Source organism: Candidatus Clostridium stratigraminis, assembly GCF_045310675.1.
Taxonomy (GTDB): Bacteria; Bacillota; Clostridia; order Clostridiales; family Clostridiaceae; genus Clostridium_AT; species Clostridium_AT stratigraminis.
In genome coordinates this window covers 1-23,224 of the sequence record NZ_JBJHZZ010000001.1, presented here as the reverse complement: position 1 = coordinate 23,224, position 23,224 = coordinate 1, and the positions used below count along the sequence as shown (strand labels likewise).

The following is a 23,224-nucleotide window of genomic DNA, read 5'->3' as shown; positions in this document are numbered from 1 at the left end:
GGTTTTTCAAATGGCAAATATGCTTCAGCTTATAACAAGAAATTTTTTAAATAAAAAGCAAACAAGACTCTTCCCTGTAGCTGCAGAACGGCCAGCATTTGAACGCTCAAGAGGAAGAATTGTATTAAATCCAGATACCTGCATACTATGCGGTATTTGTTCAAGACGCTGCCCTGCAGATGCTATTATAGTTGATAGAAAAGAAGGAAAATGGGAATTAGATTCATTAAGATGCATAATCTGTGGAGAATGTGCTACAGCATGCCCAAAGAAGTCTATAACTATGACTAATGATAGAAGACATGCTGCAGAAGATAAGGAAATAGTAATTCATAAGGTTGAAATTCCAGTTCCTGCTTCAAAGCCAGCAGCTCAAAAAACTACAGCTCAAATGCCTGCTGAGAAAGAAAATATAAAGGAAAAGGTCACAAATGCAGAAGAATCTAAAACTGCATAGTTATTATAAAAGGGTTTACCACCCTAAATAGCTAACCAGGGCTTTATACCCTTGTTAGCTATTTTTTTGTTAGTATAGAAACCCAGTATTAAATATGGTTTTAACAATGAAAAGCAGCTATTATATTTGTTAAACTAATAATCAGTAACTCTTTTAATGTCTTCTTAATATAATGACTATGTACTAAGAATTAAAGGAGTAACGATATGCATACGCTTTATACTTTATTTATTGCTCTAGCAAATAATTTAGATAATATAGGGGTTAGAATTGCTTACAGTATACGAGGAATAAAAATAACTACAGCTAAAAATCTTTGGATATCATTAATAACTTTTATAATCTCCTCCTTAGCTGCTTTCTCTGGATCCTTTATCTCAAAGCTTTTAAATAAAAATATAGCTTCCATAATAAGTATGGTTCTCTTAATCATCATTGGCTTATGGATAATTATTGAGCCCTATACACATAAAAACAAAATAGAAAGTGATGATATAGATATAAAAAACTCTAACATATATGATATATTAGTAAACCCTGAAAAGGCTGACAAGGATAGGTCTAATGATATAGATTTTAAAGAAGCTACATTTCTAGGTATAGCCCTATCTATTAATAATGTTGGCGGTGGTTTAAGTGCTGGAATGATTGGGTTAAATGCCTTTTTTGTAGGTTTATTCTCAGCTGTTATAAGCTTTCTGGCACTTTTTGCAGGAAATTATATTACTGATTTCTTTAAGAGGTGGAATTTAGAAAAGAGAGCCACTATACTTTCTGGCCTAATATTAATACTTATTGGTATTAAACAAGTCTTATAAAGTAAAAACTAATACTTAAATAACAATGCTTTAGGGACTCTTATCTTGCCACATTGTAAAACATGTGGCAAGATAAGAGTCCCTTTATCATACACTAAATCTATCTATAATAAAAAGAATACTGGATGAATTTTATATAAACCATTCAGTATCCTCTTCGTCTTCTGCTTGCTTATCGCCTAATCTTTTATATTTTTTTATTAACTTATATTCTGCTTTTTTTCTTATTTCTGAAAACAAAGTAGATAATTATTATTATAACTGCTGCTATTACAGCATAATCAGCTAAATGAAGCCATTGACGTATCTTAGTCCAATTTTCACCCATATAGAAGCCAGCATAACTTAAAACAATACTCCAAAGTAGGGAGCCAAAGAAAGTATAGGCAGCAAACTTCTTAACATTCATTTTGCTTATACCTGCAGGCAGAGAAATAAAAGTTCTTATTATAGGAAGCAGCCTTGAATAAAAGGCTATCTTTTCACCATACTTTTCAAAGTATCTATCGCTCATTTCAAGATGGGATTTTTTAAGTCTTAACTTATCTGCATATTTTTCTACAAGGGGCCTACCACCTAATGCTCCAATATAATAGGTAACAAGAGAACCAAAGGTTCCTCCTAAAGTTCCAATAATAATTACTGCATATAGGTTAAGTCTATGGCCTGTATTTGCAGCCGATGCAAGATATCCTCCAAATGGAAGTATTGCTTCGCTAGGTATTGGAATACATGCACTTTCAAGGGCCATTAAAGATGCAACTCCAAAATAACCAAGCCTTCCAAGAGTAGCAACAGCCCAATTAACTATTAATTCAATCATTCGTTTTCTCCTTTATTACTTCCAATGTTATTACAATATATTATTATACTACAGATAAATTATTTTCGCGATGAAATTGTGCTTTACTTAATTAAATCTTAATAATCCCCATATTTTAAGCAAGCACTTTCCATGTTTTATTAAATATTAATGTAGATGGAATTTACAATAAAAATGATTTATAATGTAATTACATCCAATATTTTGCAAGTAAGGAATAAAGGAGTCCGGGGTCGGTACAATTAATAATTATACCGTATAAAAAGGAGTATTAGGGGGGGGATTTTCTTGAAACATAAAAAATATATAATATTTAGTGTATGTATTGCCTTAATTTGCGGTTTTATTGGAATTAAGCTGCACAATAGCAAGATTAAGGATAATGATAAAGCTAGTACTGTTATTAATAATACTAAAGGTGGAGGTACAAATCCAGAGTCCAATAGTACAAATACAGTTACAAAAGAAACAATTAGTAGTGATCAGCCCTCCGTAGAAACAAGCAAGCTTGATATAACTATGATAGATACTACTCCTAACACTGAAGGTAATATCCTGGAAAACTTATCAACTGGTGGGTATTTTGCTAAGCAGGGTAAATGGATCTATTTTACCCTGCCCCCATCTAATTCAAAACCTCATCCAATCTACAGAGCAATGAGTGATGGTGAAACCGGCCTAAAGGCCATTACTAAGGAAGGAATTTATAGATGTATTAATGTTATGGGAGATTGGGTATATTACCTTGACGGCGATTCTGGACCTTTTATTTTTAGAACAAAGACTGATGGAAGCCTTACAGAACAAGTCAGCGAATTCCCGGTATTATATATGTTCATAAAGGATGGTACTATTTATTATGGCTCACCGATTGGGATTTACAAATTAAGAACAGATAGTTCAGAAAAGAATATAGGTACCTTAATAGCCAAAGGTTCAAATTATAGTTATTTTTATATCATTAATAATTTAATTTATCTACTTGCTACTGATATACGATCAGTTAATTCTGACAAAGGAAATACAGATTGGGTTTTTAATCTATATACCGTGAATTTAGATGGTACAAATTTGAAAAAATTAAGTACTGTCAATTCATCTTACTATACCTTTCATAACAATTATATACTTTATATAGGCGATAATCAAAGGCTTTATAGGATGAACCTTAATGGTACTAACAAAATGGAATTATTTAATTCTACAGTATATAACCTTAATATTAATAACGATAAAATTTACTTTACGGGTTATGGTGGAAACCAAAATGATATTTATAGGTCGGATCTTAACGGAAAAAATATAGTTAATATAACTAATAATAGTACTTTAAATAACAACTCTGCTTATCAGGGTATATATTTTATTTATAACTTATCCATTATAGATGGTTACGTATTTTATTTTGGGCAGTCTGCTGGTAATTTAGGTCTTTATAAAACTAGTCTAGATGGAAGTATAACTAGACAATTATATTAATAAAATATAAATTCAATATCCTGTAAAAAAGAAACATAACACTTAATAACTTTTATGTCCAGGTAACCTAGCCGATGGGAAGCAGCGAGTATTGGTATACCAGTATAGAGGAATACAAGGGGGAAGCTCCATTGAAATACGAAAAATTTATAATATATGGTGTATGTATTGCTTTAATATGCAGCTTTATTGTTATGAGACAACAAATTATTGAAAGTAATGATAATTTAAAAAGTACTGCAGCCACAAATGATACTAGCAAAAATAAAACCACTTCAGAAAATAATACAAAATCTAAGGATGATCTCTATACTGAAGTCAACAAAACAGTACCCCCTAAAGAAAAAATCACAACCGATATTACAATGGCCGGCACCACCCCTAATACAGAAGGTAATTCCTTGGGAAATTTATTAAATGGCGGTTATTTTGCTAAGCAAGGAAAGTGGATTTACTTCACAATCCCACCGGCAACTTATAAATTCCACCCAATTTATAGAGTTATGATTGATGGTGAAACAGGGTTAAAGGCTATAACTAAGGAAGGAAATTTTCGCTGTATTAACGTTATTGGAGAATGGGTGTATTATATTGATGATAAAACTGGACCATATATTTTTAGGACAAAAACTGACGGAAGCCTTACGGAAATGGTAGCTACGTTTCCTGCCTTTAGGATGCTTATTAAGGATGATTTCATTTATTATTCTTCTCCAGAAGGAATATACAAATTAAAACTAAATAGCCCAAAAGGAGATAATGGAACCTTAATTACAAACCGCCAAGTTTATGCCTACATTAGTATCTACAATAACTTAATATTTACTTCTACTTATGAACAGACAGCAAATTTGTCTAATGATACTGTAACTGTTACACATCTTTATTCCACGAATTTAGATGGTTCCAATTTTAAAAAGCTCAGTAATGATTTTATAGTGAATTTTGTTATATACAAGGACTATATATTTTATGTCAATTTAAATGATCAAAAACTTTATAGAATGAATCTAAATGGCTCAAACAAAATTACCCTATTCCCTTATACTATTCAAAGCTTTAATATTAGTAATGACAATATTTACTTTACAGGAAAAGAGCAAAATAATATTTACAGATCAGATCTTAATGGGAAAGGCATAACTAAAATTACTAATAATATATTTGCCTTTGAAAATAATAGGATGAGTAATGCAATTGCTATTAATTATATTACAAGTATTAGTATAATTGATGATAATATATTCTTCTTTGGTGAATCTGAGAGTGGTGAAAAACTTTATAAGATTAGAGCAGATGGCAGCTTAGAAAAGCAGCTTAATTAACAAGACCTGTTTAGTATAAAACTAAACAGGTCTTTGTTATAAATGTGGTACGTGAAACGTCCCCATGCCATACTACTTACAAGAGTCTCTTTCAACAATTTGGTGAGGAAGTACAAAATGGTGCTGAACCAATTCTGCTCCATTTATTATTTTTATAAGCATTCTCATGCCAACAGAACCCATGTCATACATTGGCTGCTCAACAGTTGTTAGCTTAGGATAGAAGTATGCAGCACTGTAGATGTTATCAAAACCTACAACATCTATTTCTTCTGGTACCTTTCTTCCCATATCTCTAAGTGCATTTATGGCACCCATAGCAAGCTCATCACTAGCACAAAATACTGCTTCTATCTCATTATTTTCTAAAATCTTTTTAATACCTTCATAACCGTCTTGAGGTTTTAAACCGCCAAAACTGCAGAGTTCATCTTTTAATTCAAGATTGTTCTTTTTAAGTGCTGCTCTGTAGCCAGCAAATCTATAAGCTGCAGCATTTACTGCATCCTCATGAGAACCTATGTAGGCAATTTTTTTATTACCTTTTTTAACAAGATAATTTATGGCATCAATTGCTGCCTTTTCATTATCTATTGTAACGCTTGGAAAGGTATTTTCCTTATCTGTAGTTTCAACCAGCACTGTTGGTAGTTCTAGCTCCTTTATAAGGTTAATCATTTCTGCTTCTAAGGAATTACTCATGTAAATAACTCCATCTACCATTTTCTCCTTAAGTACTCTTAGGTACTCCATTTCTTTATCAGGATCTAAATCTGTATTACAAAGCATTATATTATAGTTGTATATATTAGAAACATCTTCTGCACCTCTAACTATTTCAGGATAAAACTGATTAGATATATCAGGAATTATAATTCCTATAGTCCTGCTCTTTTGTGTCTTTAAACTTCTTGCAATTATATTAGGTCTGTAACCCAATTTCTTTATAGCATCCTGAACTTTTTTCTTAGTGTCTTCATTTACTACATCTACATCATTCAAAACTCTGGAAACAGTAGCAATAGATACTCCTGCTTCTTTTGCAACGTCCTTAATTGAAGCTGCCATAAAATCAACTCCTACTCATTATTCTATTCCATAATTATACTTATAAATTGAACACTTTACAAGTAAATATGTACTGATTTTATAAATACTTTATATTTTTTTCCATTCATTCCAAAGAATCCCATAAAGGTACATATCCCATCGCTTACCGTCTCTATGTATAAACTCCCTGTATACTCCTTCTCGCTTAAAACCAAGCTTTTCATAAAGAGACATGGCCCCCATATTATAGCTAAATACATTAAGCTGAACTCTATGTAAATTTAACTCATTAAAAGCGAAAGTAAGTATCAGCTCCATTGCCTCTTTTCCAAAGCCGCCTCCTCTGTACTTTTTTTCACCAATGCCAATACCTAAGTTTGCTACACCATTCCACCATTGAATATTGCTTAGTTCAATATAGCCAACCATTTCATCCTTATCAATTGGTCTTATTGAGAAAGAATAACTTTTACCTGAAGTTTGAGTGTCCTTTATCCACTGCTGGAGCTCCTGTTTAGATTTAGGATTCGCTGGAATTTTATCAAAAAATCTTAAAAAATCCGCATCTTCATACCAGCTTGCTATAGTTTCTATATCTTCTGCATTTATAGCTCCTAAACGAACCTTATTTCCAGTTAACATTCCACTTTTAATCATAGGTACACCTCTATAAATAGTCTTATATATGTATTATATACATATCCTTCTATAAATAAAAGGAAAAGCTAAACCACTTATTATTCTTTATGGTTTAGCTAAAACACTTCAAACTACGCACTTTTCGAAATATTAAGATTCACTGCTTCCTTTTTATCTTTTCTAGAAGCTATCCAGTAAGGTACTGCCACAAATAATGAACCACCAACAATATTTCCTAAAGTTGCAAATATTAAATTATGAGCAATTCCTGTAATAGTTACCTGAGCGCCCTTTGAAAGAATAGCAGCTAGCGGCAGCAGTGTCATATTGGCAACACTATGTTCATAGCCTGAGGTAATAAATGCAAATATACACCAAAAAATCATAATAAGTCTTGCTGTCTCTTCCTTAAGTTTGTAATAACACCAGACCGCTAGACAGACTAGTATATTACAAAGTATGCCTCTTGCGAAAATTTCTAGGGATGTTGGAGCTATCTTTCCTTGTGCACCCTCTATAATAAATTTTCCAGTATTGCCTTTAGCGAGGCCAGTAGCTAGAAAAAGTGCTATTGTTATCATAGAACCTATGAAGTTTCCTACCCAGCTATATATCCAAATCTTTACCGCATCCAGCCATGTGGTTTTCTTTTCAAGGGCACCTATAGTCATTACAAGGTTTGTCCCTGTAAAAAGCTCCGCTCCAGCTGCCATTACAAGACTAAGAGCCACCCCAAAGGATAATCCCATTGCTATTTTATAAGCTGGTGAATTTGCATAATGAAGCGTCCCTCCAATAGTAAAAATAAATATATAAGATATACCTATAAACATTCCTGCTAGTAAAGCGGCTGTTAAATAGTTTAATTTGCTCTTTTTTAGTGCATTTATTTTCTTTTCAGCATAATGAGCTACATTTTCAACTTCAGCTTTATACATTATATCTTCTCCTTTTCCCATTTTCTCAAAGCTATTATACCATAGATTTTTTATAAGCTTTTCTTTAAGAATTTTCTGTTTTTGCTTCGGATAAATAAAAGATAAATCTGAAAACTGCAGAAGCATAAAAAACACTAAAGGGCTTTATATAACTGTTCCCTGTCTACTAGACCGGGAACAGTTCAAACCCCTCAGTGCTTCTCGTTTTTGATGATGTTTTGATGTTAAATTTATACTACTTCTCTATTTATACCAATTTTCAAGCAAATATTTTTCTGCCTCAGCGCACCACAGTCCTCTGTTCTTCTTAGTAATTTCAGCAAGCTTTGCAAAATGTTTATTGGATTTCCCCTTTTCTTCAAAGTCATTAATTGCAGTTAATTCCATGTTGATATTTGTATATATAAGCTTCTTGCCCGCAGGAACCTCTGGAAGTCTAAGAGTTGCCTCTGCAGCGCTGTCAAGTCCTCCAATATGAGTAACCATAACTGCAGGATTAATCTGCCTTTTTTCTGTCATTCTTAAAGATTCAATCATATCATTAGTATTTCCACCTGTAGTACCAACAATATGAGTTGAATTATAATGTACATTATAAAAATTACATTCTCCAGAAAAGTTTGTATCTGTAGGTCCAGCAAAGAAATTTAGACAACCGTCTCTTCCAAGTATCTTATCTGCCTGTTCTACTACCGCCTTAACAGGTGCGAAGGCATATACATCATCATAACCTACTCCCCCTGTTAAATTTCTTAAATAGCCAACTGGGTCTTCAAGGCTTCTAGTGTTTACAAATACTAATTCTATTCCCTCTTTTTTTATTTCCTCTGGATTAAATATAGCCTCAGCTCTTTTTAATCTATTTTCGTCCACATCAGTTACAACAAGCATTGAAGGTCTTCTATCACAGTGCAGGGCATAATCAATTGCGCCAAGTCCCATAGGTCCAGCTGCTGCTAGAAGTGCCAATTTACCGCCTTCTACTATTCCCATTTTATGAACATAGCTTCCCATAGTAGTATGATAATTGGCATGAAAAGCTCCAATAATACATGACATTGGTTCAGAAAGTGAAGCCTCATAATAGGTATCAGCATCATAATGTAAAAGGCATCCAAGCTCCATTACCTCATGAGGCATTATTACATAAGTTGCATCTCCACCACAGTACTTATAAGAATATCCTGGTGAATCCATGCTTCCCTTATAATTTAAAGCTGGCTGAATGGAGAACTTTTCACCTGGTCTAAAATCATCCTTCCATTTAGCACCTACTTCAATTATATTTCCTGCCATTTCATGTCCTATTATTATTGGATTTACTGCAACATCCTTTGGTACCCTTTTGTGGTCAGGGCCTAAAATAGACGCCTTATAGGAGGACATGCATATGCTGTCTGATATGACTTGCACAAGTATTTCATCCTCTTTTATTTCAGGCAATTCAAATTCGTCAAGTCTTAAATCCTTTTTACCATATAATCTTACTGCTCTTGTTTTCATAAAAATTCCTCCTTTTAGTTGGAACACTGAGTAGTTTAAGACCACTCGATTCCTCTCGCAACACTGTGTAGTCTAGCTTGCCGATTGCTTATGGTTAGACTACCCGTAGAAGCCCATTTAGGGCTTTTACCTTATTTTTTTTCTGTAAGTATATCAATTATTTCATTCTTATCTTTTGATGCAACTAACCTTTGGACATTAGCTTCATCCAAACATACAATTGCAATCTTTGAAAGTATATCCATATGATCATTGTTCTTACCGGCAATGCCAATAACAATATAGGCTGTATTTCCATCACCAAAGTCTACTCCTTCAGGATATTGAAGCACAACGATTCCTGATTCCTTAATATACTTAATAAATTCATTCATGCCATGCGGAATAGCTATTCCATTTCCTATATAGGTGGTAATGTCCTCTTCTCTTTTTCTCATTCCAATTAAATAGGGTTCTTCTACATAGCCATTTTCAACTAATAATTTACCCGCTCTCTCAATTGCTTCATATTTTGCCTCTGATTTTAAATTTAAAAGTATATTTGCCTCATTTAATATTTTCTTTTCCATTTAGTCTGCCTCCTCATTTAGAATGGTTATAAGAGAGCTTCTTAAATCTTTTAAATCACCTAATCTTAAGACTTCAGTAAACTTCTTATCTTCAATTAAAGCTATACTAATCTTACCAATTTGTTCTAAGCTGTAGCTATCTTCATTTTTTCTTGCAAGCATTACTATAAAGGTATCAACATTTTCATTTATAAAGCCTACACTCTTTAATAACATATGCCTTCTTAATCTATAAACCCCCACAAAGGGACCAATGACACTATCAGACCTAGTATGAAGCAGTGCAACATGACTATTTGGTATTACCACGCTTCCCATTTCTTCCCTATTCATTATTAACTTAAATATTTCATCACTATCTTCTATTAACTTCTTATTAAACAAATCTTTTGATACAATATCAATAAGACTATTAAAAGACTCTGCTTCAATTACTTCAAGCTGTATATTCTCTAAAATATTATCTATTAACTTATATTTTTCAGCTGATGCAGTATTTCTTTTAATTTTGGATAAAGTACTAAAGTTGCTGGAAAGTCTATTATTTAATGAATAATTCTTAATAAAATTATTTATTTTTTCTATATCTCCATTTTGAAGAAAAGGAGTCACATTTATTATATTCTCAAGCCTAAGCTTCTCATTTAACCTTGTGGTGGTTAGAATTATATCATAATTATTATCTTTTTCATTCCAATCCTTTAAAGAAGATATAGTTATTGAACCAATTCTAGGTATGGAATGCTTAATTTTATTTGATAATATTCTAGCTGTAGCTATTCCATTTGCACAGATTATTAAGGCTGATAGCTTATTGTTATTTGCATTTGTTCGTTCAATAGCAGCACCAATATGCATTGTTAAAAAACCAATTTCATCCTGAGGCATTGTAATGTTATATTTTGAAAAAACTAGCTTACAGGAGTAATTAACTGCATTAAAAAGATTGCCATAATAATCTTTTATTTCATTTATTAAAGGGTTTTTCACTTGTATACCCATATTTATCCTATATAATGCTGGATTAAAATGTTGTGTTAATCCTAAAATAAGTTGTTCATCACATTCAATATTTATATTTAAGTTTTTCTCCACTTCAAAAATCACTTCAGTGGATAATTCTTCAAGTGGCACACCTAACTCTTCAAATTTTCTGTTCCTGTTATAAATGTACTTATTACCCATTAAGTGTATAGCAATATATGCTAATTCATCCACACAAACATTAATGTTTATATTTACTAAATAATCTTTTATTTTTTTAATAAAAGCAAATTCTCCTGAGGATAGGATATCCTGTACTAAATAATCAGGTAATACAATTGCAAAGCCCGACTTTGCTTTCTTTAGTGATAATAATATATAAATAAAGGAATTAAAATATGACATATCATCCATATTTATCATTTCATCTTTTAACAGTTCAAGTATTTCTTTTGTTTCTTCAATACTCTCTTCATCAAAAATTATCTTAAAAAAAGAATTGATTGCTGCATCATTTTTACTGCCATATACAAAGGCAAGCAATTCATCAATTGATTTGTATTCATATAAAAGTTCAAGGAAAATATTTCTCTTAACCCATTCTGAGCCACTAATTTCAATGCCATACCCTCTTTTTCTTTCTAATTGAAGGTTTCTAAGGTTAAGCCACTGCTCTATTTTATCCATATACAAGGTAATAGTACCTTCTACCACATTTAGCTGGTAGCTAAAATAGGCTGATTTATATGGTTCTTCTGAAACCAGAAGCTCTGCAATAATAAGGAGCATTTTCTGATCTTGGCTTAAAAGCCACTGCATTGGAATGCCTACAAGAACTTCCTGAAGCTTTTTAATTGCTTCCCTGCTGCCCTTTATGCTTAAGCTAGAGCTTATTTCATTTATTTTAATACTTTTATCCAATAAAAATTTATTAATAACCGCAATTTCTCTTGAAATAGTACGGTTACTAACAGCAATTTGTTCTGAAAGGTCCTTTATATTTAAAGGACCTTTCTCTATTATTGAATTTAAGATAAACTTTTGTCTGGCAGTTAAGTCATTCATAGTTTACATCGCCATCCAATACTTTATTTTTTTAATGATTTAACAAAGTTATCATAAGTTGAATTATCTAAAAAGTTTTTAATTGTAACTATCTTAGCATTAGGTGCAACCTGCATTGCCCTTGCAGCTAGGCTCTCTTGTGTAAATACTACTTCAGCTTCTTTAGGAATTTCATTTACAGCTGAATGCCTTACAGTTACATCAAAACCAGCTTCTTTTATTTTCTTTTTAAGAATTGATTCTCCCATTGCTGAGGAACCCATGCCAGCATCACAGGCAAAAACTATTAAACTAGGAACTGCTATAGAACTTACTACTTTTTGTCCCTTGCTTTCAGCCTTTAAATTGCTAACCAAAGTCTTTGCTTCATTAAAGGTTTCCTCATCTTCTCCAACATGGCTTCTCTTAACTATTACAGATGCTATTAAAAATGAAACTACAGCACCTACAAATATACCAGCTAAAACAGGCAGCAATCCGCCTTTAGGACTCATAGCTATTTCTGCAAAGATACTTCCTGGTGAAGGTGATGCCACTAAGCCTGCTCCTGTTATTACGAATGTGAAATCAGCAGCTATACCACCGCCTATTACAGCTAATAATAATACTGGATTCATTAATACATATGGGAAATAAATTTCATGAATACCACCAAGGAAGTGGATTATAACTGCTCCTGGTGCTGACTGTTTTGCCATTCCTTTTCCATGTAACCAATAAGCTAACAGTATACCAAGTCCAGGTCCTGGGTTAGATTCCAATAAGAAGAAAATAGATTTATGAATTTGATTTACCTGTTGAATTCCAAGTGGATCAAATACGCCATGGTTAATGGCATTATTTAAGAATAATATCTTTCCTGGCTCAACAAATAATGCTATAAGTGGCAGTAGTTTTGCTTGAGTTACCCAGTTTGCACCATTTCCAAGAGCAACTGATATTGCATTTATTGCTGGTCCAATTGCTGTATATGCTAGTAAAGTAAGTAAACCACCTAAAATTCCAGCTGAGAAGTTATCTACTAGCATTTCAAAACCTGTAGCAACTTTTCCTTCTACTAATTGATCAAACTTCTTAATAACATAACCACTTAGTGGGCCAACTATCATAGCACCCAGGAACATTGGCACAGAGGCTCCTGCAATAACTCCCATGGTAGCTATTGCACCAACTACAGCTCCTCTTGTACCATAGACTAATTTACCACCTGTATATCCAATAAGTAATGGAAGTAAATAAGTAATCATTGGTCCTACTAATTTTCCTAGATACTCATTTGGTATCCAGCCAGTTGGAATAAAAAATGCTGTTATAAGTCCCCAAGCTATAAAAGCTCCAATGTTTGGAAGAACCATTCCTGAAAGAAAGCCGCCAAACTTTTGCATTTTTGCTTTTCCTGTACTATTTTTAACAGTAACAGGCTTTGCCATTTTTTTAGATGTTTCCATTCGTTTATACCTCCTTTTCTTATTATCTTAACTATAAGAAAAAGTAAACGTTTTTTCAAGTTAATGTACTTTAACTTTGTCCATGCATTTATCTGACAACTTTGAACAAAAATAAAAATTTAAGTGGCATCTACATGAGTATTATTTATTCAAATAAGTAATACTCAAGTAGATGCCACTAATTTCACCTTTTATATTTTTATTTTACTACTTCAACTGCTAGCTTTAGTTTTTCACCATTTATGCTTGCTTCATTATATTCTCTCTCTGCATTGTAAATTACTTCTACAGTAAGAGTTTCCTTCATAATATGGCTTTCAAATTTTCTAATTACAGCTTCTAACATTTCATTATCTGATACATATAATTTTATCTTATCAGCAACCTCAAAACCGCTTTCCTTTCTCATATTTTGAATCTTGCTAATAACTTCTCTAACATGGCCCTCTTCCTTAAGTTCATCAGTTATATGAGTATCAAGTACAACACCTATTTGCCCCTCTCCAGCAAATGCATATCCTTCTAGCCCCTGCATTGTTACAAGGAGATTCTCAGAATTTAGTTCAATTTCTGTACCTTGAACATTTATAGCTACTACTCCGCCATTTTGTATAGTTTGAGCTAATTCCATCTGATTTCTTGCAGCAAGTTCTTTCCTTATTCCAGGTATAAGCTTTCCATAAGCTTTTCCCAGTACAGGAAGGTTGGGTTTTATTTCAAAGTTTACATATTTAGATAAGTCAGCACCTAATTCTAAACTTTTAATATTAAGCTCTTCCTTTATAATATGACTGTAGTATTCGGGAAGCACCTTAGTACTTAGAAGCATTTCAGAAAGAGGCTGTCTGTTCTTAATATTAGCAGCATTTCTTGCACTACGTCCTAAATTTACTACCTTATAAGCTAAATCCATTTCTGCTTCCAGGTCCTTGTCAATTAGTTCTTCCTTAACAATTGGCCAGTTGCATAAATGAATGCTTTCCGGTGCATTTTTATCTAAATTAACCACTAAATTTTGATACATTTCTTCTGTAATAAATGGAACAAAAGGAGCTGCTATAAAGCTTATAGTCTTAAGCACTCTATATAATGTAACATATGCTCCAATTTTGTCATCAGTTAATTCCTCAGTCCAATATCTTGATCTATTTCTTCTAACATACCAATTTGAAAGTCCATCAACAAATTCCTCAATGGAAAGTGCAGCTTGAGTTATTTTATAACTAGCTAAATTTTCATCCACGCTCTTTATAAGGCTATTAAGCTTTGACATTATCCATTTGTCCATTACATTACCGCTTACAAAGTCTTCATACTTAGTAGGATCAAATTGGTCTATTTCAGCGTAAAGTACATAGAAGGAATATACATTCCATAAGGTGCTTAAAAACTTTCTTTGAGCTTCTATAACAGCCTCTTCATAGAATCTTGATGGAAGCCATGGTGCACTGGAAGTATAGAAGTACCAGCGGGTAGCATCTGCTCCTTCATTGTCTAAAGAAACCCATGGGCTAAGTACATTACCCTTGTGCTTTGACATCTTAAGACCATTTTTATCAAGTACATGACCTAATACTAAGCAGTTTTCAAAAGGACTCTTGTCAAATATTACAGTTGATATTGCAAGCAGTGTATAGAACCAGCCTCTTGTTTGATCCACTGCCTCTGATATAAACTGTGCAGGGAAGTTAGCTTCAAATAACTCCTTATTTTCAAAGGGATAATGATGCTGTGCAAATGGCATAGAGCCTGAATCAAACCAGCAGTCGATAACATCTGATACTCTTGTCATTTCCTTATGACAATGAGGGCATTCTAAATGTACAGCATCTATATATGGCTTATGAAGTTCTATATCATTTGGTACATTTTTTCCCTTAGCCTTAAGTTCATCTATGCTGCCAATCATTTCTCTATGGCCGCATTCACATTCCCATATTGGCAGTGGAGTTCCCCAATATCTTTCTCTTGAAATACCCCAATCTATAACATTTTCAAGGAAGTTGCCCATTCTTCCAGTTCTAACGTTATCTGGATACCAATTAACGCTATTATTATTTTTAAGCAGCTTATCTCTCATAGCAGACATTTTTATAAACCAAGATTCTCTTGGGTAATATAATAGCGGAGTATCACATCTCCAGCAGTAAGGATAGGAGTGAGTAAAGCTTTCAGTTTTATATAATATTCCGCATTCCTTTAAATACTCTATTATCTTAGGATCAGCCTTTTTAACAAATAATCCGGCCCATGGCTCCACTTCAGCAACAAATTTTCCTTCTACATCCACTAGATTAACAAGGGGTAAATCATATTTTTTACCCATCATATTATCATCTTCACCATAAGCAGGTGCAATATGAACTATTCCAGTACCATCTGTTAGGGTAACAAAGTCTCCATGAATTACATAAAAGGCCTTTTTATCAACCTTTGCAAAAGGCAAAAGCTGTTCGTATTCTACTCCTAAAAGTTCTTCACCTTTAAACTTCTTTACTATTTCATATTCACAGTCAAGCTTTCCAAGGAGTGCTTCTGCAAGTATTAAATGCTGGTCATGATGTACAACTTCTACGTAGGTATAAGTTTTGTTTACAGCTAGAGCAACATTACTTGGAAGTGTCCACGGAGTTGTTGTCCAAACAAGTATATATTTATCTTCATCTTTAATTTTAAACTTAACATATATTGAACTGTCCTTTACATCCTTATAGCCTTGAGCTACTTCATGTGAAGAAAGTGCAGTTCCGCAGCGTGGACAATAAGGAACAATTTTGTGGCCCTTATAAATAAGTCCCTTTTCCCACATTTGTTTTAAAGCCCACCATTCAGATTCTATATAGTTATTTTGGTAGGTTACATAAGGATTCTCCATATCTACCCAGTAGCCAACCCTCTCAGTCATGTCCTTCCATTGCTGAACGTAGGTAAATACGCTTCCTTTACACTTCTTTATGAAGTCTTCAACTCCATATTCTTCTATTTGTGGTTTTCCTGATATGCCAAGGGATTTTTCAACTTCAAGCTCTACAGGGAGACCATGAGTGTCCCAACCAGCCTTTCTTAGTACCTTATAGCCCTTCATAACTTTGTATCTTGGAATAAGATCCTTCATAACTCTTGTTATAACGTGGCCTATATGTGGTTTTCCATTAGCTGTAGGTGGTCCATCATAAAAGGTAAAATATTCTCCGTCTTTATTCATATCAAAGTTTTTCTTAATAACATCTTTTTCTTCCCAAAGCTTAAGTACGTCTTTTTCCATATCCACAAAACTCTTTGAAGATTCAACTTTTTTATACATAACAAAACTCCTTTCAATATATAAATTTTTGTAATTAAACTTATAAAAAAAACTCCATCCAAAAGGACGAAGTTATACTCGTTATACCACCTATTGTTCAAATGCTGACACATTCTATCCTTTAACGCAGGATTACGGATAAACTTAAGATAATGATAGATACTTTCTCATTATATTTCAGTTTTCAGCTCAAAGGTGATTTTCCTTAAAACTTCCCTATGGGTTTCCACCATACCCCACTCTCTGTAAGTTCTGAATTTAAGTACTTTTCCTTATCAATGCTTCTTATAATTTATTATTTTAATATACCTAGTTTTAATTGTCAATTTTTTTATAAATTTAATTCTACAATAATCTTTTATTTTTTAATGCTTCTCTTAAGGATTTAGCATCACTAAATAATATAGTATTTATTTTAAGCTCTTTAGCTGAATTAATATTTTCTTGCATATCATCTATAAAAAGTGTTTCTTCTGGTTCTAAATTATAGGTCTTTAAAAGTCTATTATATATTTCTTTCTCAGGTTTTATTAAGTTTATTTCATAGGAAATAATCCTGCCATCAAAAAGATTGAAAAATTCATTTTCTAAGCTTACCCTCTCAAATGCACTTCTATGAAAATTAGAAAGTAAAAATATGTTATAGTTTTTTTCTTTAACTCTTTTACTATTGCAACAGTTTCTAAATTCGGCTTCAATATTCCTATCCAGTCCTTCATAACAATTTCAATTTTTTCTTGCAGCTCAGGGGATGCCTTGCTAAATAACTTTATTGCTTCATTCTCAGAAAGCGTTCCCCTATCTAATTCGCTCCAATACTTACTTTTAAAAATTGTTTCAAAAATTTTTTCTTTTGTAAGTTTATCAAAACTAAAGCTATTTAAATATTCATCTGGCTTAAAATAAAGCAATACATTTCCGATATCGAACACAATATTTTTAATCATTTTACCCTATCTCCCTCTATGTCTAGCACTGTTGTTTAAATCTCATAATCTGAATATTCCTCTGAAAGAGCTATGTTATTAAATAGACCTTTATAATCATTTATATAGTTTTCTCTTGGTTCCTCAAACCAAAAATGTGTTAATAATAACCTGTTAGCTTTTGCTTCTACTGCTATATTGCAGGCTTCTTTAACTGAAAGGTGAGGCACTTGCCCTTTTGATTTAATGTTTTCAGTAGCATAGGCGTCACATAGAAATAAATCTGCGTATTTTGCAAGGTTTATTAAATTACGGCAATATATGCTATCTGCGCTGTAGGAAAAAATTTTTCCTTCCTTTTCAATTTTCATTCCATAACACTCAACCGGATGAATAGTTTTATAGAACTTAATTTTAATTTCTTTAATTTTAATTACCAAATTCTCCTCAATTAAATGGGTGTTAAATATGCCTTGAATATTTATATCATTATATTCATTTACCGGAGTTTTAGGCATATATACTTCAATGGCTTTATTCATAGATTTAAAGTTTCGTTTGTTTTGTACTGCATATTTTAACACATGCATATCTGAAGAATGATCACTATGTAGATGGGAAAGTATAATAGCATCTAAATCGTCAATTCTACAATATTTTTGAAGCCTGCTTAAAACTCCATTGCCGCAATCTATTAAAATATTAGTGCCCTCATCTTGCAGCAAATATCCAGAACAGGCTCCATCCTTACCAGGAAATGGACCATAGTTACCAAGAACAGTTAATTTCATAGGCTTCACCCCTAATATTTTCTTAAATATTATTATACCCAATATGACTTTATCTACCTGTTTCTATTAAACCAATAATAAATATAATTTGTTAAAGGTATTAAGTATAGATAAAATGCAAAAGCAATGGAGCTTACTCCTGCATTTAAGGTAGTTAATGGAACTAATACTGCTATGTTCCAAGGTATTAAAGGAGATATAATTATAGATGTATTTTCCATATCTAATGCAAATTGCTCGGCAGTAAAATTGTTTTTTGCATAGCTGTCTTTCATAAGCATATTACTGAGAATAACTGCTAAGGCTTGGCTACATCCAAAGGCTGCTGATGCAATGCTTACAACTATATTTGAAAGATATACATTATGTCTGCCTCTAACATCGTTTAACATTAACTTAATTGACTTTAACATTTCAGTATCTTCAAAAATTCCTGTAAAGGCAGAAGATACAAAAACTACAATAGAAATCTTAAGCATTGAAATTATACCGCCGCCGGAGATTATACTTGATAGTGAGCTTTTATAAGGTATGCTGTAGCCAACCACAATATACTTTAACATTTCAACAATATTTACATGCTGTAATAAAACTGCAATTATACTAGCTATTAAAACGCTAAGCAGCATTAAGGTTTTTACATTAACCTTAAAAATTGAAAAAATTAATATAATTGCTGCAGGTAATAATGTAATAATATTAATATCATATACTTTTGTGATTTCACTTAGTAATAAATTATTTCCTATAGCTAATGGAGACTTAATAGAAAATATAGTATATATAATACAAGCTAAAATAAATGCTACGATAGATGTTTTAAACATATTTTTTATATTGATAAATATATCTGTTTCAGTTAAACTAGCGACTAAATTTGCGCTTGAGGACATGGGTGAGCATCTATCTCCAAAGTAAGCACCTGATAAAATTGCCCCAGCTGTAATTGGAATACTAACTCCTCCTCCTCTAGCCATTACCATAAATGCAATTCCTACTGTTCCTATGGTTCCAAAGGAGGTACCAATTAAAAAAGATACACAGGAACTTATTAAAAATGTGCACAATATAAAAATGTGCGGATTTAAAAACTTTATTCCATAATATACAATTGCAGGTACTGTTCCTGATGCCATCCAGGAGGCAGTTATAGCACCAATTAAGATAAATATTTTTAAAACAATTAAAGATTTCTTTCCGCCTTTATATGACATCTTTAAAAGAGACTTGATGCTAAAGCCTCTTTTGATTCCTATTATAATAAATAATACTAAACTAATGATTAATGGATATCCTATAAATATTCCTTTAAAGGCACTAGTTAATAATAAAATAAAACATATTATGAAAACTATTATTATGTCCATTTAAGTCTCCTAAAAAATTTTAATTAATTTGTGCGACAAAATTCTCACAAGTTTATAATATCAAAATTGAATTTAATTTCATAGCTTGTTTGTTTAATTTTTGGGTTATAATAATAAATATGATGGTATTTAAAGGAGTGTATTGAAATGGAAATAACTTGGCTTGGACATTCTTCTTTTTTGTTTAAAGATGAAAAAGGAAGAACTCTAATTACAGATCCCTTTGATGAAAGTGTAGGTTATAAGGTTTATGAAGGTCCTTCAGATGTAGTTACTATAAGTCATCATCATTTCGACCATGATTATACTAAGAAAATCAAAGGAAATCCGGAAATAATAGATAAGGTTGGATTTTTTCATGCATGTGATATAGACATAACAGGTCTTCCTTCCTATCATGATAATGTTAAAGGCGCAAAGCGTGGAGAGAACGTTATATACATTTTCAAAATGGATGACTATAGAATCTGTCACTTAGGAGATTTAGGACATATTCTTTCAGTTAAGGATGCAGATGAAATTGGCGACATTGATGTATTATTAATCCCTATTGGTGGAAATTATACTATAGATGGAATAGAAGCAACTGCAGTTTGCAAGCTTTTAAACCCAAAATTAGTAATACCAATGCACTTTAAAACCTCTGCAATGTCTTTCCCCATTGAAGGTGCGGAAATTTTTTTAACACATATGAAAAATGGAGAAAGAATTCAAAGCAATACGCTAAAGCTTGAGGGAATACTTGAAGAAAGAAATATAGTTAAAATTTTAGATTTTAAAGCATAAGTGCAATGCCACGGGAATGTTTCTCGTGGCATATTTGTTTCTACTTTGTTTTCTTAATTATTGGTATATAAATATCCATTCTTATCTTTTCATATTCCCATGGATGGCAGTGTTCATCATAAAATTCAAAATCAAGTTTACTGCTATCAATTTCATATACTGAGTTTGGAAGCCACTCTTCTAAAATATATTTCCAGGTTCCTTGTATACTGCCTACAAAATCTTTATCATCAACTTCTGGAGTTGTGAAAACAGCATAAGTTGCTGCTGGAACTTGAAGTTGGTACATTTCATCTAGAACATTGTCAAAGCTTAATACCTCCACCCCTAAAACATAAGAGAATTCGTCAATTTCAGTATTTGTATTGATACAAATTCCATACTCTCCATGCTTTGGCGGTTTCTGAGTAGCATATAGCTTTGATTCCTTTCCTTCTAAATCACATTTCTCCCAAAAGGCAGGAATATCTTTTGAATGAGCATTATTTTTTAATGTAGTATCAAATTTATAGCCGACTATCTTAAAAGAATCCTTATTAATTATTTTAGGCTCCATAATTACCCCTCCAACATTATTTTGTTTTAGATTTATTAATTTAACTTTATTAGGACATCCCTCTGGTGCATGCATGCGATAATAATTAGGAGAATAACCAAAATACTTTTTAAAAGCTTTAGTAAACCCAGCGTGAGTTTCAAAGCTATAATTCAATGCTATATCAAGTACTTTTTCCCCATTTCTTAGATTAAAGCAGCTATATTGAAGCTTTCTTCTAGTTATATATTCCATAACAGGCATTCCAACAAATTTATGAAACAGTCTATAGTAATGATAAGTTGAAAATCCAGAAATATTAGCAAGCTCATAAGCTGTAATTTTTTTAGTTATATTATTATCTATATAGTCTATTGAATTTTGAATTAAAGCTATATAATCCATAGTCCTTGGCAACCTCCCAAAACTAACTTACTCCTGCAGGTTAACTATATATTACCATAGAAGTCTAAGTTATTCTTTTCCTATGTTGTCAAACTGAAAAACTTTGTATATTATCTTAAAGAAGGAGTGAAATATTATGTATATGTCAAAAATGTTTATAAAAACCTTAAGAGAAGCACCAAATGAAGCTGAAATTGCTAGCCATAAGCTTATGATAAGAGCTGGATTAGCACGAAATCTTGTTTCTGGTGTCTATAGCTATTTGCCGCTAGGAATTAAAGTATTGGATAAAATCAAAGCAATCATAAGGGACGAAATAAATAAAAAAGATGCAGAGGAAATTTTATGTTCAGCTCTTCAACCAAAGGAGCTTTGGGAAGAATCAGGGAGATGGAGTGATTATGGCAAAGAAATGTTTAGGCTTAAGGACAGAAATGAAAGAGAATTCTGCCTCGGACCAACCCATGAAGAAATTTTCACTAATATAATAAAAAATGAAATAACTTCATACAAGCAGCTGCCTATTAATTTATATCAAATTCAAACTAAATATCGTGATGAAAGAAGACCAAGATTTGGATTATTAAGAACAAGAGAGTTTATTATGAAGGATGCTTATTCCTTTGATAAAGATGAATTGGGTCTTGATAAAAGCTATAATGATATGTATGATGCCTATTCAAAAATTTTTAATAGGTGCGGGCTTCAGTGGAAAGCTGTGCTTGCGGACACTGGAACAATAGGAGGCACTGGATCACATCAATTTATGGCACTTAGTGAAGTTGGAGAAAGTGATATTTTATACTGCAGTGAATGCGATTATGCAGCTGATAGGGAAAAGGCTGAGTTTATGCTAGATGAAGCAAATACAATTGAACAGCAAAATCCTTATGAAAAAATTCATACTCCAAATCATACTACAATTGAGGATCTTTGTAATTTTATTGGAGAGCCAGCATATAAAATCGCTAAATCATTGGTATTTAGGGTAAATGATAAAATTATTTTAGCTTTAATTAGAGGAGATCGAGAACTTAATATTGTTAAACTTTGCAATGCTATTGGAGTCATTGAAGAAGCTGTTGAAATGGCAAGTGAAATTGATATAAGAACAATTGGAAGCGAACCAGGCTTTATTGGGCCAATTGGATTAAAGAATGTTGAAATTTTAGTTGATAGAGAGCTTAAAAATTCAACAAACTTCTATACTGGAGCAAACGAAAAAGATTACCATTTTAAAAATGTCAACTATGGAAGAGACTTTACTGGCAAAATAGTTGATCTTGCTAGTGCATCAGAAGGTGATAAATGTCCTCAATGCGGCAAGTCAATGAAAATGGAAAGAGGAATCGAAGTTGGTCAAGTATTTAAGTTAGGAACTAAATATAGCAAACCTATGGAGTGCAATTATTTAGATGAAAGTGGTAAAAAGAGGCCTATGGTTATGGGATGTTACGGCATAGGTGTAACACGAATTCTAGCTTCAATTATTGAGCAGCATCATGATGAAAATGGCATAATATGGCCTGTATCAGTTGCACCATATCATGTAGTAGTTGTTCCAGTAAATGTGAAAGATGAAAATCAATTTATTAAAGCAAAAGAAATATATGAAATGCTAAAGGAAAATGGAATAGGAGCAATCCTAGATGATAGAGATGAAAGAGCCGGAGTTAAGTTTAAAGATGCTGACCTAATCGGAATTCCTATAAGGATTACAGTAGGTAAAAAAATTGGTGAAGGAATTGTAGAATTTAAGCAAAGAAGTGAAAATAATATTGAAGAAATTAATGTTAATTCAGTTTTATCCAATGTAAAAAAAGTAATTGTAAAAGCATAAGGGAAAAAATGAGCTACGAGAAACATCCCGTGGCTCATTTTAAGAGTGTGTGAAACTTTTTCTGTAAATAGCTTTCTATGACAATTATTATATAGGCATGAAGGTCTAAAGTTGGCTTTCATGCCTTTATTTTAATATAGTAACAAATTGTTTGCATGTCAATAGAGCCCTT

Annotated in this window: 20 protein-coding genes and 1 other annotated feature; of the genes, 6 read left to right on the top strand and 14 right to left on the bottom strand. The window is 32.3% G+C overall.

Annotation, left to right across the window (positions count from 1 at the left end; all coding sequences use genetic code 11):
- The first annotated feature begins 10 nt into the window (after nt 1–10).
- On the top strand, nt 11–457 hold the full coding sequence (locus ACJDUG_RS00100) for a 4Fe-4S dicluster domain-containing protein (RefSeq protein WP_406767842.1): 447 nt from the start codon (nt 11–13) through the stop codon (nt 455–457).
- A gap of 206 nt (nt 458–663) precedes the next feature.
- Complete coding sequence (ytaF, locus tag ACJDUG_RS00095) at nt 664–1,275, top strand: sporulation membrane protein YtaF (RefSeq protein WP_406767841.1); 612 nt, start codon at nt 664–666, stop codon at nt 1,273–1,275.
- 205 nt (nt 1,276–1,480) lie between these two features.
- On the opposite strand, the gene ACJDUG_RS00090 is transcribed toward ytaF, so the two are convergent.
- Nucleotides 1,481–2,098: a DedA family protein gene (locus ACJDUG_RS00090; RefSeq protein ID WP_406767840.1), complete on the bottom strand. Its 618-nt coding sequence runs from the start codon at nt 2,096–2,098 to the stop codon at nt 1,481–1,483.
- A gap of 288 nt (nt 2,099–2,386) precedes the next feature.
- On the opposite strand from ACJDUG_RS00090, the gene ACJDUG_RS00085 reads away from it, so the two are divergent.
- Both ACJDUG_RS00085 and ACJDUG_RS00080 read left to right on the top strand, forming a co-directional pair.
- Nucleotides 2,387–3,577 carry a DUF5050 domain-containing protein gene (locus ACJDUG_RS00085; RefSeq protein WP_406767839.1) on the top strand — a complete coding sequence of 397 codons (1,191 nt, stop codon included), beginning with the start codon at nt 2,387–2,389 and terminating at the stop codon, nt 3,575–3,577.
- 131 nt (nt 3,578–3,708) lie between these two features.
- Entirely contained in the window at nt 3,709–4,902 is a 1,194-nt protein-coding gene (locus ACJDUG_RS00080; protein ID WP_406767838.1) for a DUF5050 domain-containing protein, read from the top strand.
- A gap of 72 nt (nt 4,903–4,974) precedes the next feature.
- Here the strand turns inward: ACJDUG_RS00080 and ACJDUG_RS00075 are convergent, their stop codons facing one another.
- From ACJDUG_RS00075 to ACJDUG_RS00020, 12 genes are all read right to left on the bottom strand, one after another.
- Nucleotides 4,975–5,970: a LacI family DNA-binding transcriptional regulator gene (locus ACJDUG_RS00075; protein WP_406767837.1), complete on the bottom strand. Its 996-nt coding sequence runs from the start codon at nt 5,968–5,970 to the stop codon at nt 4,975–4,977.
- Between the two features lie 90 nt (nt 5,971–6,060).
- Nucleotides 6,061–6,609 carry a GNAT family N-acetyltransferase gene (locus tag ACJDUG_RS00070; protein WP_406767836.1) on the bottom strand — a complete coding sequence of 183 codons (549 nt, stop codon included), beginning with the start codon at nt 6,607–6,609 and terminating at the stop codon, nt 6,061–6,063.
- A gap of 113 nt (nt 6,610–6,722) precedes the next feature.
- Nucleotides 6,723–7,529 carry a formate/nitrite transporter family protein gene (locus ACJDUG_RS00065; RefSeq protein ID WP_406768667.1) on the bottom strand — a complete coding sequence of 269 codons (807 nt, stop codon included), beginning with the start codon at nt 7,527–7,529 and terminating at the stop codon, nt 6,723–6,725.
- 243 nt (nt 7,530–7,772) lie between these two features.
- Nucleotides 7,773–9,032, bottom strand: a complete 1,260-nt coding sequence (locus tag ACJDUG_RS00060) for a zinc-binding dehydrogenase (RefSeq protein ID WP_406767835.1) — start codon at nt 9,030–9,032, stop codon at nt 7,773–7,775.
- Between the two features lie 131 nt (nt 9,033–9,163).
- The gene (locus ACJDUG_RS00055; protein WP_406767834.1) at nt 9,164–9,601 is read right to left on the bottom strand and encodes a PTS mannitol transporter subunit IIA; all 438 of its coding nucleotides are present in this window, start codon (nt 9,599–9,601) and stop codon (nt 9,164–9,166) included.
- Nucleotides 9,602–11,650: a BglG family transcription antiterminator gene (locus tag ACJDUG_RS00050; RefSeq protein ID WP_406767833.1), complete on the bottom strand. Its 2,049-nt coding sequence runs from the start codon at nt 11,648–11,650 to the stop codon at nt 9,602–9,604.
- Nucleotides 11,651–11,673: 23 nt separating this feature from the next.
- A complete protein-coding gene (locus ACJDUG_RS00045; RefSeq protein WP_406767832.1) occupies nt 11,674–13,098 on the bottom strand; it encodes a PTS mannitol transporter subunit IIBC in 1,425 nt (474 codons plus the stop codon).
- A 199-nt stretch (nt 13,099–13,297) separates the two neighbouring features.
- Nucleotides 13,298–16,402: an isoleucine--tRNA ligase gene (gene ileS / locus ACJDUG_RS00040; protein WP_406767831.1), complete on the bottom strand. Its 3,105-nt coding sequence runs from the start codon at nt 16,400–16,402 to the stop codon at nt 13,298–13,300.
- Nucleotides 16,403–16,461: 59 nt separating this feature from the next.
- Nucleotides 16,462–16,690, bottom strand: a binding site (T-box leader).
- A 57-nt stretch (nt 16,691–16,747) separates the two neighbouring features.
- On the bottom strand, nt 16,748–17,041 hold the full coding sequence (locus tag ACJDUG_RS00035; protein WP_406768666.1) for an HAD-IA family hydrolase: 294 nt from the start codon (nt 17,039–17,041) through the stop codon (nt 16,748–16,750).
- Nucleotides 16,996–17,349, bottom strand: a complete 354-nt coding sequence (locus ACJDUG_RS00030) for an HAD family hydrolase (protein WP_406767830.1) — start codon at nt 17,347–17,349, stop codon at nt 16,996–16,998. The genes ACJDUG_RS00035 and ACJDUG_RS00030 overlap by 46 nt, the downstream gene beginning before the upstream one ends.
- Before the next feature lie 35 nt (nt 17,350–17,384).
- On the bottom strand, nt 17,385–18,119 hold the full coding sequence (locus ACJDUG_RS00025; RefSeq protein WP_406767829.1) for an MBL fold metallo-hydrolase: 735 nt from the start codon (nt 18,117–18,119) through the stop codon (nt 17,385–17,387).
- Nucleotides 18,120–18,172: 53 nt separating this feature from the next.
- Nucleotides 18,173–19,486 (bottom strand): Na+/H+ antiporter NhaC family protein, encoded by a 1,314-nt coding sequence (locus ACJDUG_RS00020; RefSeq protein WP_406767828.1) that lies wholly within the window; start codon nt 19,484–19,486, stop codon nt 18,173–18,175.
- 147 nt (nt 19,487–19,633) lie between these two features.
- On the opposite strand from ACJDUG_RS00020, the gene ACJDUG_RS00015 reads away from it, so the two are divergent.
- Nucleotides 19,634–20,272, top strand: coding sequence for an MBL fold metallo-hydrolase (locus tag ACJDUG_RS00015; protein ID WP_406767827.1), 639 nt, complete (start codon nt 19,634–19,636; stop codon nt 20,270–20,272).
- Between the two features lie 40 nt (nt 20,273–20,312).
- On the opposite strand, the gene ACJDUG_RS00010 is transcribed toward ACJDUG_RS00015, so the two are convergent.
- Entirely contained in the window at nt 20,313–21,212 is a 900-nt protein-coding gene (locus ACJDUG_RS00010; protein WP_406767826.1) for an AraC family transcriptional regulator, read from the bottom strand.
- Nucleotides 21,213–21,348: 136 nt separating this feature from the next.
- On the opposite strand from ACJDUG_RS00010, the gene ACJDUG_RS00005 reads away from it, so the two are divergent.
- The gene (locus tag ACJDUG_RS00005; protein ID WP_406767825.1) at nt 21,349–23,052 is read left to right on the top strand and encodes a proline--tRNA ligase; all 1,704 of its coding nucleotides are present in this window, start codon (nt 21,349–21,351) and stop codon (nt 23,050–23,052) included.
- Nucleotides 23,053–23,224: the final 172 nt, after the last annotated feature.

Bases quoted from the DNA above. Each gene is read 5' to 3' on its own strand.
- ACJDUG_RS00100 (WP_406767842.1), top strand. From the start codon at position 11: ATGGCAAATATGCTTCAGCTTATAACAAGAAATTTTTTAAATAAAAAG.
- ytaF (WP_406767841.1), top strand. From the start codon at position 664: ATGCATACGCTTTATACTTTATTTATTGCTCTAGCAAATAATTTAGAT.
- ACJDUG_RS00090 (WP_406767840.1), bottom strand. From the start codon at position 2,098: ATGATTGAATTAATAGTTAATTGGGCTGTTGCTACTCTTGGAAGGCTT.
- ACJDUG_RS00075 (WP_406767837.1), bottom strand. From the start codon at position 5,970: ATGGCAGCTTCAATTAAGGACGTTGCAAAAGAAGCAGGAGTATCTATT.
- ACJDUG_RS00070 (WP_406767836.1), bottom strand. From the start codon at position 6,609: ATGATTAAAAGTGGAATGTTAACTGGAAATAAGGTTCGTTTAGGAGCT.
- ACJDUG_RS00065 (WP_406768667.1), bottom strand. From the start codon at position 7,529: ATGTATAAAGCTGAAGTTGAAAATGTAGCTCATTATGCTGAAAAGAAA.
- ACJDUG_RS00060 (WP_406767835.1), bottom strand. From the start codon at position 9,032: ATGAAAACAAGAGCAGTAAGATTATATGGTAAAAAGGATTTAAGACTT.
- ACJDUG_RS00055 (WP_406767834.1), bottom strand. From the start codon at position 9,601: ATGGAAAAGAAAATATTAAATGAGGCAAATATACTTTTAAATTTAAAA.
- ACJDUG_RS00050 (WP_406767833.1), bottom strand. From the start codon at position 11,650: ATGAATGACTTAACTGCCAGACAAAAGTTTATCTTAAATTCAATAATA.
- ACJDUG_RS00045 (WP_406767832.1), bottom strand. From the start codon at position 13,098: ATGGAAACATCTAAAAAAATGGCAAAGCCTGTTACTGTTAAAAATAGT.
- ileS (WP_406767831.1), bottom strand. From the start codon at position 16,402: ATGTATAAAAAAGTTGAATCTTCAAAGAGTTTTGTGGATATGGAAAAA.
- ACJDUG_RS00030 (WP_406767830.1), bottom strand. From the start codon at position 17,349: ATGATTAAAAATATTGTGTTCGATATCGGAAATGTATTGCTTTATTTT.
- ACJDUG_RS00025 (WP_406767829.1), bottom strand. From the start codon at position 18,119: ATGAAATTAACTGTTCTTGGTAACTATGGTCCATTTCCTGGTAAGGAT.
- ACJDUG_RS00020 (WP_406767828.1), bottom strand. From the start codon at position 19,486: ATGGACATAATAATAGTTTTCATAATATGTTTTATTTTATTATTAACT.
- ACJDUG_RS00015 (WP_406767827.1), top strand. From the start codon at position 19,634: ATGGAAATAACTTGGCTTGGACATTCTTCTTTTTTGTTTAAAGATGAA.
- ACJDUG_RS00010 (WP_406767826.1), bottom strand. From the start codon at position 21,212: ATGGATTATATAGCTTTAATTCAAAATTCAATAGACTATATAGATAAT.
- ACJDUG_RS00005 (WP_406767825.1), top strand. From the start codon at position 21,349: ATGTATATGTCAAAAATGTTTATAAAAACCTTAAGAGAAGCACCAAAT.